Here is a 14,226-nt window from a genome sequence, read left to right as displayed (position 1 = left end):
CTGCGTAATCTTCTAGTTGGAGCAGGCAGATATAGCGGTGGTGATACTGGAGAAATTCGAGTTGGAGTTTGGAACAGTCTTCCGGCTTGAGTTTGAATCCATCTGCCACTCCGTCATGGGCGGCTAGGTGCTTGTACAGCCGGGCCTGGTAATGTTCATAAAGGGACGTATAACCGAATGGCCGCTTGCCATCGGGCCGCCCTTCGGCGTTCATCTGGAGCAGCCCGAGATCAACGCGCAATTGGATTTTCTCGCACCCATCTTTCGTTTTAAATCGGCGGACAACTACTTGCCCAGGCTGGTATTCCCAGTCTGCCAAGAGGCGCGATATGTCGAAGTCCATAAGGCGAATATGGAGGGGGGCGTGGCGCAAGTCAACGCGTGGACAGCGGTCCGCTCCCGCCGCGCGAAATGAGGAGGTGATTTTGCAGGAGACGACATCAGGCGTCTCTGATCAAAGATTGCCTGCCTGGGGCTTTTTTTATGGGAACGTTGCCTGATGAGAGACTGCGGACGCCGTCTCCTGCAAGCGATTTAGGCCCGGCAGCCGGACGATCACGCTGGTGCTGGCGCCCTGCGCGCTCTCGATATCCATCGTTCCTCCGTGCAATTCGGTCAGCCTTTTGACTATCGTCAGCCCCAAACCCAGGCCCTGCTGCTCGTGAAGCTTGCGGTCAAACTGCATGTAAGCCCCCACCCGCCGGATGTGTTCGGCTGAAAAACCGCGGCCCTGGTCCGTGACCTGCAAAGTCACATGGCCGTCGCCGTTCGATAAGGCCACTTGCACAACCGTTCCGCGTTGTGAGAATTTGAAGGCGTTTTGCACCAATTCATCGGTAATCTTGGCAAGGTAATCCTCGGACATCGGCACTGGCAGATCGACCAAATGCATGGACAGGTCCGCCGCGCGCCCTGCTGCCTGGGCTTGGTCCTGCGCATGTTTTTCGATTAGGGCCGCCGGCGAGGCCGTTTGCTCTTTAAGCAGCGCACCCGCTTTCTGGGGGTCGCTGCCAAGCATCTCCAATTGCGCATAAATCAGGAAATTCTCAATCAGCCGTTCCAGGCGCTTGCCGGATTGATGAATCACCTGTCCCATCTCCGCCACCTCAGCCGCCGTTAAACTCCCGGTATCGGCGCTCAGGATTTCACCGTAAGCTAGAATGCCGTTCAAGGGGGTGCGCAACTCGTGTGGGAGCATCAGGCTGATATTGTCCCGCAGATGCGCCAGTTTCTTCTCCGACTCCTCCTGCAATGTCTGAACTTTTTTGAAGCGCGCTTCGACCGCTGCATACAGTGCTTCGATCGTGAAGGGCTTGGGCAGATAATCATCGGCCCCTAACTCCATGCCATGACGCATCCCCGCGTGGTCGGCCAGGCCCGTCATCAGAATGAAAGGAAGCGACGCGGTCGCGGCGTCGTTTCGCAATAACGCCAGTGTGCCGTAGCCGTCCATCGTGTCCATATTCACGTCGCATAGGATCAGGTCCGGGGCCGCTTTGCGCGCCAAATCCACGCCGACGGCGCCGTTCTGGGCTTCAAGCACCTCGAACCCTTTTTGGGCCAGCGCCATGTGGACCATCTCGCGCAGCCATTCTTCGTCGTCGATTACCAGTATTCGTTTCATCAAGCCGAGGGCATCGTTCTGTTATTGGGCGGCAGCCGTGCTGTGCTGCAAAGCGAACATACCCGATGTGGTTGCCTCAAGCGGTGTCCCGAAACCGCACAGTCGCAGGACACTCTCTGCCCGATCATCTCGGGAAATCGCGGGCGCGTGTTGCACCACACCCATTCCTAAGCAATTCCTTTGCCCATCGCAATGCATCGGCAACCCAACTCATATTGACCACGGATTACCGGATTTCACGCACGCAGAGGGGAAAGGAACCGCGCAGGACGCGGAAAACGCGGAAACGGAGACCGCAGATTGCTCGGATGGGGGAAGGAGGCAGCCGATAGCTGCACACTCTTGGCCCATCAGTCCCAAACATTATCCTCTCACAATCGAAAATCAAAAATCAAAAATCAAAATGTGCTCCCACTGGCGCAGGGGCGGGAGGTGGTGTATGTATTCTGGGAAATAGAAAGTTGAATTTATGAAAACAGCTCTTCTTTTAATTGGTGTGGCCTGCGGCTTTGGCTTGCCGGCCTTGGCAGTTGATGCGCCACCCCGGGGCAATTTGCTCGAACTGCATTCCTGCGAACTCTACGCCGGAGGCTGCATTGTTTCGAGTCAGGCCACCCTCGAAGGCCGCTACATGGTGCGCGCCTGGAATTTCACCGGGGGCGAGTTCGCGGGCGCCCCGTTTGCCGGATTGCGCCTGGCAGTTTTGCAGTCCTCGAGCGATAATCTGGCGGCAACTCAGGCAAATCCCGGACAAGCGGTTGTTTATCTGCCGGCGGAGACTACTCCGGTCCAGCACCAGGCTTTAATGGCATGGCTGAAATCTCAGCAACCGGGATTGCGCAATTCCAGCCTCCAAACCAGGATCGTTCCCTTGAAGTTTGGCCAGGATGAAAAAGGGTACACCTTTACGGCGGGCAATTTTCTTGAGATAAAAAGCGGCCCTATCGAGGCCTGCGAAACAGGCGCCTGCGGTCAGGCCCTTTGGTACACCCCGCGCAGTGCGGTCAGTCTTTTTACCGTGGCAATCGATCGCTCATCAAAGGTGATCGAGCCGTTACTGCAGCTTAAATGGATTGATGCCGGCACGCCCAGCCTCTTTCTGGCGAAGTTCGGCGAACCAGCACCAGCCAAAGACCTTTACGTTACTATTTCGGACCTCTGCGGTTCGGGAAACAGGCTGTTTTAGTTAGGTGGTCCGGGCTAGTTCCATTTATAGGCCCAACCACGGGGCGGAATAGTTATTGCCGTTCCGTTCAACTCGACTGCTGCGGGTTCATCGTTGAAGTTTTCGGCAACCCAGCTTCGGTCTTTAAAGAGGTACAATGCGACGCGATTGGGCGCGCGGAAGGTGACTTTAAATGGGTGCAGCAGCGGCTTGCGAAGAGCGTCCAATTGGGCTTGGTTCCATTGCAGGAGCGACTTCGGGTCTTGTTTCACATTCAGGATGTGAACGTTGGCCTTTGCGAGTTCGACCTGATTGGCCAGCGCCTCGGCGAGGCTGTCGGTGATCAGGACCGTTTTGCGCGCTCGAATGTAGGCGGCAAGCTTCTGGGCAAATTCCGCGTCTTTCAGGGCGTGAATCGAAAAAAAGGCTGCGGGCGCGTTGGTGGGGAATTCATGGCATGGGGCGAGGGGCAGGCCCATCATGCCGAGGAAATCGAAGACGCGCGCTTCTTTTTCCGGATGGCTGTTGGGCGGTTTGTAGGCGGCGAGCCCGGTTATCGAGCGGTCATGCACTTGCGCCGCGACATCCAGCAGCTCGGGGATATGGGCGCGTAATGTTTCGACATTCCTTGGGCCGGTATCGCGCAGGAGCGAGCTGTACTCGAAGAGCATGGATTCCCTGGCGCCACCCAGGATCGTTTGGCGCGCTTGCTCGAGGTAGGTGTGCTCGGTCGTGCCATAGGGATCAAACCAGCCACCTCCGCATTTGGCGCCGCCGATGGCCCCAAGCCAGCGCATGATGAAATAGCCCTCGTATTGGGGCGTTCCACCCCAATGCTTGTCCTGGTAATCGCGTGTCTCGGTGCCCACCCAAATCCGGTCAAACTCTGCAGTCTCGCGCGACACGTCGTAGCCGCGCACATGGAAGTTGTCATACCATTGTGGGTACTTGATGATAAGCCGGACTTTCGGGTTGACTCGTTTTGCAGGGCCAAGCAGCCGGTCACTCGATAGGCGCGTCATCAGTTCACAACGGTAATCCTCCCACGTATCGCCCCTGACAGGATAGGTGTGGTCCCCGACGGTTACCGTCCTGGCCTTGCGCGCCGCGTCGCATTGAGGGCAGGCGCAATCGGTAAACCAGAAATCATCGATCATGATTTCGTCGAACAGGCTGGCGGCATACTCAAAAATGGACTGGAGCTTTTCCTGGGTTGGCTGGTCAGTGTAACAACAGGCTACCTCTTTCCAGCCGGTCGAGGGTTTGCCCACGCGAGTGGTGGTGACACAACCGGACACGTCGAAACCGGCTGCCAGGAACGCCTGCTTTGCATGTTCGATTGTCGCGCGTTCGGCCTGGTAACCATCGCGGAACTCCTCGATATAGACTTTAGTGATCCCAGTTTGTTTGCACCAGGCGATGGCGCTTTGAATGCCTTGCTCGTTCGAGAGATGATTGCGCACATCCTGCGCGGTAAAGAGAGTGGAATACCGGTGAATGGCCGCTCGCCGTTTGGCCAGGGCCCAGAGATCGACGGTTCCGGAGGGTTGGCCTTGCACGGCGAGTGGTGAGAACAAAGCGCGCGTGAAAATAAGAATAGCTGCCAGATTGGCACTGAACCGGATTCTGGGATACCATGTCATAAATGGGAGGGCATGACTTGCATTACTGGCTTCCAACCCCCTTCACCCGCATTTGCAGACCATAAATGCATTTGCTGGCTGTGATAAACAGTGTGCTCCGGTCTCGCCCGCCGAAACAGATGTTAGCCGTCCAGGGCTGGGCCACGTCGATATGTTCGAGCAGTCTGCCCGAAGGCTCAAAAACTGAAACGCCGTGGCCCGTCAGATACACATTGCCTTCATTATCGATAGTCATGCCATCTGAACCCATGTCGCAAAAGAGCTGCTTTTCCTTCAGCGAGCCGTCCGCTTGGACGGTGTATCGATAGGTCCGCCCGGCCCCGATGTCCGCCACATAAAGGATTTTGCCGTCCGGGGTGCCGATGATTCCGTTGGGTTGTTTGAAATCGTCGATAACCCGAACCAACTTCTTCTCATCCGGCGTGAGGAAATAGACGCATTCAGGCATTTCTTTAGGCCCACGATTCCAATAGGAACGTTTGTAGTACGGGTCCGTGATATAAACTCCCCCGTCGGGCCTGACCCAGACATCATTGGGGCCATTGAGAAGTTTGCCCTGATAATCTTTCACAACCACGGTGGCCTTGCCGGCTGCGTCGATGCGCCACAACTGGTTCTTCTCATCGGCGCATGCCCACAGCCCCCCTTTGGCGTCAAAACAAAGTCCATTGGCCCGGCCACAGGGCTGCATAAACATTGAAAGCTTTCCTTCGACGCTCCACTCGAGGATGCGGTCATTCGGTTGGTCCGTGAAGAAGACGTTGCCCCGGGCGTCGCAGGCCGGGCCTTCCGTGAACGAAAAGCCGTCCGCGAGCTTTTGCAGGGTCGCCCCCGGCGCGATGATTCTGCTCTCAGCAGCCAATAGGGGGGTCGTGCAAAGGAGGATCAAATAAATCGAGGCTTTCATAGCGCTGTCCGGATTCCGTTTTGCAAGGATAGAACGGCAAACAAAGTCAACTGTAAAGAAGGAAACCACGACCCGAACAACCACCCTTGAGCATTACGCCCGGGCTCCCTCTCCTCCTTTGGAGATTTGGAGGAGAAGGAGAGGGAGACGCGCGTCGTCGCCTAAAGGCAATGGCGGTGCGGCGCGCCGCCTCCACCCTCGATTGTCGGCTTCCGAAAACCATCTACCGGTCGCAGCAAGCGGACTTGCCGCCGGATAAATCCGGGCTGACATAAGGGATGCCCAGGGACATCCCGCGCAGGATGAGCAGAGTCGCCAAAAGAAAAACGGAAATGGGAATGGCTTTGCGGAGTTGGAGGCGCCAGGAAATGGGCACCAGTTTTCCAGACAGTCCGATGGCGAGCATCAGCGGCACGGTTCCGATGCCAAAAGCCGCCATGTACTGCGCAGCCGCAAGGATGCCGCCAGTGGCGGTCGCCCCGGCACAGGCAACATAGACCAGGCCGCAGGGCAACAGGCCATTCAGCAAACCCAGCAAGCCCAGAGACGCAAACGAGCGGCGGCGAAGCAGCAGCGCCATGCGCGATTTGAGTTGCTCAACCAGCCCTGTTACGGGGCGCCAGAGCGCTAATTTCCGGGAGCCAAACAGGGCGCCCAACAAAGCCAGGCCCAGCCCAATCGAAACCCATCGTTGGATGCCCGCAAGAACCAGGGAGCGCCCAACCAGGCCGAAGAGCAGGCCCAGGGCGCAATAGGTCAAAATCCGGCCCATATTGTAAGCCACGCGACCCGCAAAGAACGCTGAGGGAGTCGCCCCCGCGTGCGGTAGCGCCAGGCCCAGTGGTCCACACATCCCCGCGCAATGCAGGCTGCCAACCAGCCCCAGAACCAATGCCGTCCAATAATCCATCACGATGCTTTTGCGGTAACAACCACTTTCTGCTCGGTGAAGAAATCCTGGCCGCCAGCCGACCACGAGATGCGCACTTTCCACAGGCCCGAACGCAGGCGGCGCGCATCCAAAAACTGAAGACCCGCGGCGTCTGGTTTCAGCTCCAGGTCCTGGTCCAAATCGGCCGAGGAGGGGCGATAAAGTTGAATCCTGCCGGAGACAGGCTGGCGGGCCTGGTCGGCCGGGAGCGCAATGGCAATGCCTTGCCGCGCTCGGTCAAAGGTCACGGTCAACTGCGCCGATAACTTGCCCGCGCGGTTGAGTCGATCCAGTTGCCCCTGAAACTTGAGTTCCTGTTCGTAATAATTCGAGCTGACCAAGTCCTCCTTTTGTGAGCAGGCCATGACCAACAGGCCGACAGTTCCGGAGATAAAGAGAGTGAACGTAAGAATAATGGCAACTGGCCAGAGGTTTTTAGGCGGTGTCATAGAGGGTTTGTTTGTGTATCATCGCGCGGACCAATAAAGGCCGTGTGAAGAGTCTCGGTGCGCCGGCCCTCGGCATAGACTCCGACCACCAGGGGCGTTGTGCCCGGCCTCATTACCTTTGGGTCCAGGTCCACCAACACCGAGGTCTCGGCGTGCCCCTCCGCAGGGACGACGATGGCCTTGCCCATCACTTGGAGGTCCCCGGGGAGGTTTACCAGCTTGAACTCGACCGGTATCGGGCGCGAGGTCTTGTTGACCACGCGAACCGTGTAGAGATTGCTGAAATGGCCATCGGGCATTTTCTGGAACAAGGCGCCCTGGGCGCGCAGGAAAGTAGTTTGCACATCGGATCGGGTAAAAACGAGAAAGGTCAACAAAGCGCCCAAAGCCAGCAAAACCAACGTATATCCTATCAGTCGCGCGCTTAGCCTGAGTTTTTCGCCGCGTTCGATGCCGTTGAACGAGGCATACCGAATGAGGCCGCGGGCTCGGCCAATCCGGTCCATGACCTGATCGCAGGCATCAATGCAGGCGGTGCATTGGACGCATTCCATTTGCGTCCCATTTCGGATGTCAATGCCGGTGGGGCATACCGAGACGCATTGCTCGCAGGCGATGCAGTCGCCCAGGCCTACAGCGCGGCGTTGTTCGGTGCTTTTCCTGCCGCGCAAGGGGGCACGCTGTTCGCCCCGCTTATAATCGTAGGCGACCAGGATTGTGTTTTCGTCCAGCAACGTCGATTGGAAGCGGCCATAGGGACAAATAAATGTGCAGGCCTGCTCGCGGAAGCGGGCAAAGATAGCGTAGAAGACCAGCGTGAACAGGACCATGAACGTGAGGCCTTGCGCATGGCGGGCGGGATTGTCGGTGATGATTTTTAATAACTGGTCTTTGCCGATGATGTAAGCCAGAAGGGTATTGCCAATCAGGAACGACAACGCAAAGAAGACCGCCTGCTTGGCGCCTTTTCGGGCGATTTTGGAGGCAGTCCATGGCGCCTTTGCGAGAGCACGTTGCTGGTGAGAATCGCCTTCGATAAGGTACTCGATTTTGCGAAACAACATTTCCATCAGCACCGTTTGCGGGCAAGCCCAGCCGCACCAAAGCCGCCCGTACGCGGCCGTGAAAAAAAGAATGCTCGTGATAAAGATCAGCAGGGCAAGCGCGAACATGAACATGTCCTGCGGCCAAAAGATTTCACCCAGAATAATGAATTTTCTCTCGATGATGTTCAATAACAACAGCGGGTTGCCATGAATGCTGAGGAAAGGCCCGGCAAACATCAGCGCCAGAAGCAACCAACTCACGAAGGTGCGCGCGCTGAAAAAGCGGCCGCGCGCCTTGCGCGGGTACAGCCATCGGCGTCGCCCTTCTTTGTCCGCCGTCGAGAGGTGGTCGCGGAAATCGGTCCAGTTGACCTCCTGGACGACCGGCTGGCTGGGGAATTCAGGTTCAGTTGGCCCCAGCATATTCACGAAAAGGACTCCTCATCAATTGCCTACTCGAATTCGCTTGGTCCCGTCTTAACCGGTGCCTGATTCTCCGGCGGCTTGGGATTGACGGGGTGGGTGCCCCGCAGGGTGTAGATGTAGCTGGCCACATCAAAGACCTGTTTAGGCTTGAGGCTGTTCTTCCAAGTGACCATGCCCTTGGCCGGAACGCCATTCCAAATCGTCGTGACGTTGTCGCTGAAGTTGCTGCCATGAATCCAATAGTTGTCGCATAAATTGGGTCCGACCAATCCGCCGGCGTCAGCCCGGTGGCAAGGGGCGCAGAGGGTCAGGAAAGTCTGCTTGCCATCAGCCAGGACTGCCGGGTCTTTGGACGGTTCGAGTTTGGCGATGCCGGCCTCGAAACTTGCCATGGCATTGCTCTTAATCGCGTTCCCAATGGCCATTTCAGCCAAATACTCTTCGGCGCTGGATTTGACTTTCCCCGGGCGAATATTGGCATAAACGTGGTAATAGCCCAGATAGAGGACCGCGAAAAGGATGGTGCCGTAAAAGAGATACACCCACCAGCGCGGCAGCTTATTATCCAGCTCGTGAATTCCGTCGAAGTCGTGGTCCAATAACAAAGGGTCTTTTGATTCATTCATGATTGGCTCGAGGGTGATCAGAGGGTTCGCTTTGCGGCTCGCGTTCCAGCGGCAGCTCGCACATGGAATCGAGGTACGACTTCTTAAGGAAGACGGACCAAACGAGCATGCCGGTAAAGAACAAGAAGAAGATGCAGATCGAGATCACGCCAAAAGCGCTCACTCCGCCCAGTTTATGCATTACATTTTCAATCATAGACGCGCCCCATTTGCTGTTGCGACTCGGGTGGGCGATGCCGGGGCTCCTTTGATGTCTTTTCCCAACCGCTGCAAGTAAGCGATGACGGCGATAATTTCCCTGTTGGTTTGAGCTGTAACCGAGCCGGTTTTGAGATTCTGCACGACCTGGACCGCCTGCGCCTCGAGGTCCTTTTCCGCCTGGCGGTTCTCGTATCCGGCAGGGTAAGGCACGCCTATCTTGCGCAACGCCCGAATACGCGCCGGTAACGACGTCGTATCGAGGCTCTGGCTTAGCAACCACGGGTAACGCGGCATAATCGAGCCGGGCGAAGTCGAGCGCGGGTCGTCCAAATGGTTGTAATGCCAGGCATCCGGGTACTTGCCCCCTATACGGTGCAAGTCCGGCCCGGTCCTTTTCGAGCCCCAGAGGAACGGGTGGTCATAGACAAACTCACCCGCCTTGGAGTACTCGCCGTAACGTTCTGTTTCGGACCGGAAGGGGCGGATCATTTGTGAGTGGCAGCCGACGCACCCCTCGCGAATATAAATGTCGCGCCCGAGCAGTTCGAGTGGCGTGTAGGGTTTCACTGAAGCGATGGTGGGGACGTTTTCCTTCACAAGCCACATAGGGATGATCTCGACCATGCCGCCAATCAGCACGGCCACCACCGCCAGAGCGGTGAAAGTCATCGGCTTGGCCTCCAGCCAGCGGTGCCCCCACGGGTGCGGCGCCTCAGCGGCGGCTTCTTTGCCCAGACGCGGGGCTTGCGCTTCCTGTTCGGGGACGAACTGACCGCTCTTGGCTGTGCGATAGAGATTGAAAGCCATCATGAAAACGCCACCCAGGTAGAGCGTGCCGCCCACCGCCCGCAGCCGATGCATCGGCAGGATGGTTTGCACCACTTCCAGAAAATTCGGGTACTGAAGGAACCCGTCAGTGGTAAACTGTTTCCACATCAGCCCCTGGGTGACCCCGCTGACGTACATCGGCACGACGTAAAACATCATGCCCAATAGCGCGACCCAGAAATGGTAATTGGCCAGCTTGGTGGACCAGAGTTTCGTGTCGTACAAACGCGGAAACAGCCAGTACAGCATGCTGAAAGTTAAAAACCCATTCCAACCGAGCGTTCCGGTGTGAACGTGAGCAATCGTCCAGTCGGTATAATGCGACAGGGCGTTGACACTCTTGATGGCCAGGGTGGGGCCTTCCAGGGTAGCCATGCCGTAGGCCGTGACCGCCACGACCATGAACTTGAGCATCGGGTCTTCGCGCACCTTGTCCCAGGCCCCTCGCAGCGTCAGCAGACCGTTGAGCATGCCGCCCCAGGACGGTGCGACCAGCATCACCGAGAACGCCATCCCAAGGGATTGCGCCCAGTCTGGAAGCGCCGTGTAGAGCAGGTGGTGCGGTCCGGCCCAGATATAAATGAAGATCAGCGCCCAAAAATGAATAATGGAAAGCCGATACGAAAAGATCGGACGATTGGCGGCCTTAGGCAAAAAGTAATACATCAGGCCCAGGTAGGGTGTCGTCAGAAAGAACGCGACGGCATTGTGCCCATACCACCATTGAACCAGGGCATCCTGCACGCCGGCATAAACCGAGTAGCTTTTCCACAGGGTGACGGGGATTTCGAGCGAGTTGACGATGTGCAACACTGCCACAGTGAGCGCTGTAGCGATGTAAAACCAGATGGACACATACATGTGCCGCTCGCGCCGCTTGAGGATCGTTCCAAGCAGGTTCACCGTGAAGAGCACCCAGACCACCGCGATAGCGATATCAATGGGCCATTCCAGCTCGGCGTATTCTTTGCTGGTCGTAAAACCCAGCGGCAGCGTGATGGCCGCGCCTACGATAATGGCATTCCATCCCCAGAAATTCAGCCAGCTCAACATGTCGCTGAACATGCGGGCCTTGCACAGCCGCTGCAACGAGTAGTAGATGCCCGCAAACATCCCGTTGCCAACAAAAGCGAAGATGACCGCGTTGGTATGCACCGGGCGCAGCCGGCCAAACGTGATGAATTGCAGGTTCAGATTTGCGCCGGGAAAAATCAGTTCTACGGCGCCCAATAAACCGGCTGACATCCCGATCACGCCCCACACCACCGTCATGATGGCAAAGGCCCGCACGATGCGGTTGTCGTACTTAAACGTTTCAATCGGGCCGGCTGGAGTCCGGCGCGCCGGCTGGAGAGGAGCAGGAGCCTGCTCGAAGGCAGTTACACTCATGGATGATTCGTTTTGGTTGTCGGTTGGGAAATATTTTGTCCCGCGGCGTCGTCCTCGCTCAGGACGCGCAGCGATGGGGTGCAGGTGTCCTCAAACTGGCCGGAGCGGACGGCCCAGATGAAGACCCCCAGGAAGAAAAGAGCCACCGCAAGGCTGGCGAGAATTAAAATGAGGATGACGCTCATAGAGATGGAGCCATGGGCTGGACTGCAGGGAGGGACCCCTCTCCCCAAGCCTCTCCCCGGCCCTCTCCCCTCCCGCTGCGACGGCGCGACGGCGCGGCGAGTCGGAAGGGGAGAGGGAGAAGCATTGCCGGATTAGAGATGTAGTTCATGTTACGAAGTCCCGAGGTAAGATGCAGATCATGGCTTGATCCCCGCCCGTTCAGCCGCCCAGTGGGTAGCGCCGCAGGCAAACAACACCACTGAAATCGAACTCAACGGCATAAGAATGGCGCAGAACACCGGCGATAAAATCCCGGCCGCTGCAATGCTGATGCCGGCGAGGTTGTAACCCGCAGAAATCCCCAAACTGACGCGAACGATTCTGACTGCGACACGCGCCAGTTCGAGAACGCCGCCCAGCTCGCCGACCTTTGCCCCCGGCATAATGACATCGCTGGCAGGCGAAAAAGCGCCAATTTTCTCGACCACAGCCACTCCGACATCGCTTTGGCTCAATGCGCCGGCATCGTTCAGACCGTCGCCAACCATCATGACGGTTTTACCCGACTTCTGCATCTGGCGGATAAAAGCGAGTTTGTCCAAAGGGGTTTGGTTGAAATGAAGACCGGCAGCAGGCCCTAGCAGGGAACGGAAAGAATCGCGCTCGCGCTCGTTATCCCCGCTGAGCAAGGCCAGGTTATAACGCGGCCCAAGTTCATGCGCCAATCGCCCCACCGCCGGGCGCAACCCGTTTCCAAAGACAAATGCGCCTCGGAACTGCCCGTCAATCGCCAGGTACGAGACGCTGCCCAGCGGCTCCAGTTCATCAGGCGTGCTCACCCCTCCTTTCGCGAGCCAGGGTCGTGACCCAAGCCGAATTTCATGACCCTCCGCAACCCCGACGATCCCAGCCCCGCAGTTCTCTATAAAGCCATGCCCTTGCAATCTCGGCGGCATTGGGGCCTTCAGGGATTCAGCGATTCGCGCCGCGTGCGGATGCGCGGATTGCCGGGCCACGGCCCAGACCCATCCTGCCTCGGCCAGACTGAGCAAGCGTTCTTTGGCCGCTTGTGCGCCTGCATTCCAAAAGCTCGCTTCAGCACCTTGCGGTGTTGTGAGCGTGCCGGTCTTGTCGAATACGATGGCGTTCACGTTTACCAGGCGTTCGAGCACCAGCGGGTTTCTAAGGAAAATGCCCCGCCGCGCCAGCCAGCGCTGGGCTGAGCCCAACCCGAAAGGGGCCGCCAGCGCCAGCGCGCAAGGACAAGCCACGATGAGCACCGAGGCAAAGGCCTTGCCCGCTCGCGCAAGGTCGCCCGAGCGCGCCCAAAAGAGGGCTGCCCCCACAGCCACACCAATAACCAACAGAGTGAACCAGCCGCTATACCGGTTTGTGAGGGTATCCAGGCTCTCCTGCCGTGTCTTGCGGAAGGCCTCGTGGTTCCACAATGAGACCAGATAACTTTGCGACACCGCCTTTGCCAGCTCTATCTCGATGCGCCCACCCACCTGCTTGCCCCCGGCATAGAGATAGTCTCCAGCCCCGGGCTCGACCGCCTCGGACTCCCCCGTGACAAAGCTGTAATCGATCCGCGCCGGGCCCTCGATGAGCCGCGCATCCGCTGGAATCAATTCGCCATTGCGCAAAAAAAGCCGGTCGCCCACTGCCAGGCTGGAGATGGCAACGCTTTCCTCCCCGCACCCTTTCTTGCGTGAGGCCGCAAGTGGAAAGAAACATTTGTAATCGCGGTCGAAGACGATTCGCTCGTGAGTTTTCTGCTGAAACATCCGACCGCAGAGCAAAAAGAAAACCAGACCCGTCAGCGAATCAAGGAAACCGGCGCCGTGTCCCGAGAGGATGTCCCAGGCGCTTTGGAAATAAAGGGCGGCCAACCCCAAAGCGATTGGCACATCGAGCGTGAGCATTCGCTGACGCACCGACAGCCACGCAGACCGCCAGTAATCCGAGGCGCTGTAGGCGATGACCGGAGCCGCAAAGGCCAGGCTGAGGCAGCCAAACAGCTTCTTGAACAGCGGTTCGCTAAAGCTATCCAACCCCAGGTACACCGGCAGGCTCAGTAACATGATGTTGCCGAAAGCAAACCCCGCCACGCCGGCCTGCAACCAATCCCGCCTGTGACTCGGCTTGCGGGCTGGGCCATCCAGTTCGCCAAGCGTCAATTGTGGGCGGTATCCTATCGAGACCAAAAGTTCCACCAATTCGCTCAACCGCATTTTTTCCGTCGCGAAACTGACTGAGAGTTCCCTGCGGAGGAAGTTCACCTGCGAAGCCCCTATAGCCGGATGCAGCCGGAACAGATTCTCGAGCAACCACACACACGCGACGCAGTGGATTGCAGGAATTTGAAAGGTGACACGGGTCGTCCGGGTGTCTGTATAATCCACTAAACGCTCACGGACCGCCGGCTCATCCAAGTAGCTCCACTGCTCGCCACCCGGGCCGCAGATGCGCGCACCCGGTTTGGAACTCAGCGCGTAAAACCGGCGCAACCCGCTTTTGATCAATACGTCATGCACTGCCAGGCAGCCCTGGCAGCAAAATACCTTGGCGCCTTCCGAAAACGCCTCGTCCGCGCAAGGCTCGCCGCAATGAAAGCAAGGAGGGTGCTTGGGCGCCTCGCTCAAAATATTGAGCCGGGACCCCATGCGCCCGAGCCCGGCGTCCGCCAACACGCCCTCGGATGCCTCATCCAAAGTTCGATTCAAAGTTCCACTCACAGCGCTTGTTCTCCGCTGAAGCCCTCGGCTTCGCAAAAAAACCTCGCGCGATTGACCCGGTCTGAAGCTTCCGGACAATCGGTCTTAC

13 protein-coding genes are annotated in these 14,226 nt (G+C 57.8%); 1 reads left to right on the top strand and 12 read right to left on the bottom strand.

Features of this window, described 5'->3' with window-relative positions; genetic code table 11:
* Window positions 1-343: DNA helicase UvrBC (locus tag VG146_21985; GenBank protein HEV2395030.1), on the bottom strand; the 343-nt coding region annotated here is incomplete at its 3' end.
* Between the two features lie 138 nt (window positions 344-481).
* A complete protein-coding gene (locus VG146_21980; protein ID HEV2395029.1) occupies window positions 482-1,624 on the bottom strand; it encodes a hybrid sensor histidine kinase/response regulator in 1,143 nt (380 codons plus the stop codon).
* 469 nt (window positions 1,625-2,093) lie between these two features.
* On the opposite strand from VG146_21980, the gene VG146_21975 reads away from it, so the two are divergent.
* Complete coding sequence (locus tag VG146_21975; GenBank protein HEV2395028.1) at window positions 2,094-2,810, top strand: hypothetical protein; 717 nt, start codon at window positions 2,094-2,096, stop codon at window positions 2,808-2,810.
* A 14-nt stretch (window positions 2,811-2,824) separates the two neighbouring features.
* Here VG146_21975 and VG146_21970 read toward each other — a convergent pair whose 3' ends face one another.
* The 10 genes from VG146_21970 to VG146_21925 form a co-directional block, all read right to left on the bottom strand.
* Window positions 2,825-4,432, bottom strand: coding sequence for a hypothetical protein (locus VG146_21970; GenBank protein ID HEV2395027.1), 1,608 nt, complete (start codon window positions 4,430-4,432; stop codon window positions 2,825-2,827).
* Between the two features lie 22 nt (window positions 4,433-4,454).
* The gene (locus tag VG146_21965) at window positions 4,455-5,339 is read right to left on the bottom strand and encodes an SMP-30/gluconolactonase/LRE family protein (GenBank protein ID HEV2395026.1); all 885 of its coding nucleotides are present in this window, start codon (window positions 5,337-5,339) and stop codon (window positions 4,455-4,457) included.
* 223 nt (window positions 5,340-5,562) lie between these two features.
* On the bottom strand, window positions 5,563-6,249 hold the full coding sequence (locus VG146_21960) for a sulfite exporter TauE/SafE family protein (protein HEV2395025.1): 687 nt from the start codon (window positions 6,247-6,249) through the stop codon (window positions 5,563-5,565).
* Window positions 6,249-6,719, bottom strand: coding sequence for a FixH family protein (locus VG146_21955; GenBank protein HEV2395024.1), 471 nt, complete (start codon window positions 6,717-6,719; stop codon window positions 6,249-6,251). The genes VG146_21960 and VG146_21955 overlap by 1 nt, the downstream gene beginning before the upstream one ends.
* Window positions 6,716-8,188 (bottom strand): cytochrome c oxidase accessory protein CcoG, encoded by a 1,473-nt coding sequence (gene ccoG / locus VG146_21950; GenBank protein ID HEV2395023.1) that lies wholly within the window; start codon window positions 8,186-8,188, stop codon window positions 6,716-6,718. Before ccoG ends, VG146_21955 begins: the two co-directional genes overlap by 4 nt.
* 29 nt (window positions 8,189-8,217) lie before the next feature.
* Window positions 8,218-8,817 carry a cbb3-type cytochrome c oxidase N-terminal domain-containing protein gene (locus VG146_21945; protein HEV2395022.1) on the bottom strand — a complete coding sequence of 200 codons (600 nt, stop codon included), beginning with the start codon at window positions 8,815-8,817 and terminating at the stop codon, window positions 8,218-8,220.
* Complete coding sequence (locus VG146_21940; protein ID HEV2395021.1) at window positions 8,810-9,013, bottom strand: cbb3-type cytochrome c oxidase subunit 3; 204 nt, start codon at window positions 9,011-9,013, stop codon at window positions 8,810-8,812. The genes VG146_21945 and VG146_21940 overlap by 8 nt, the downstream gene beginning before the upstream one ends.
* Window positions 9,010-11,235 carry a cytochrome-c oxidase, cbb3-type subunit I gene (ccoN, locus tag VG146_21935; protein ID HEV2395020.1) on the bottom strand — a complete coding sequence of 742 codons (2,226 nt, stop codon included), beginning with the start codon at window positions 11,233-11,235 and terminating at the stop codon, window positions 9,010-9,012. Before ccoN ends, VG146_21940 begins: the two co-directional genes overlap by 4 nt.
* Window positions 11,232-11,420, bottom strand: coding sequence for a cbb3-type cytochrome oxidase assembly protein CcoS (gene ccoS, locus VG146_21930; GenBank protein HEV2395019.1), 189 nt, complete (start codon window positions 11,418-11,420; stop codon window positions 11,232-11,234). Before ccoS ends, ccoN begins: the two co-directional genes overlap by 4 nt.
* A 177-nt stretch (window positions 11,421-11,597) precedes the next feature.
* Window positions 11,598-14,126, bottom strand: a complete 2,529-nt coding sequence (locus tag VG146_21925) for a heavy metal translocating P-type ATPase metal-binding domain-containing protein (protein HEV2395018.1) — start codon at window positions 14,124-14,126, stop codon at window positions 11,598-11,600.
* Window positions 14,127-14,226: the final 100 nt, after the last annotated feature.

This window comes from Verrucomicrobiia bacterium (assembly GCA_035946615.1).
Classification (GTDB): domain Bacteria; phylum Verrucomicrobiota; class Verrucomicrobiia; order Limisphaerales; family UBA8199; genus DASYZB01.
The sequence above is the reverse complement of the archived record's forward strand: the minus strand, read 5'-3'. Positions and strand labels throughout refer to the sequence as shown.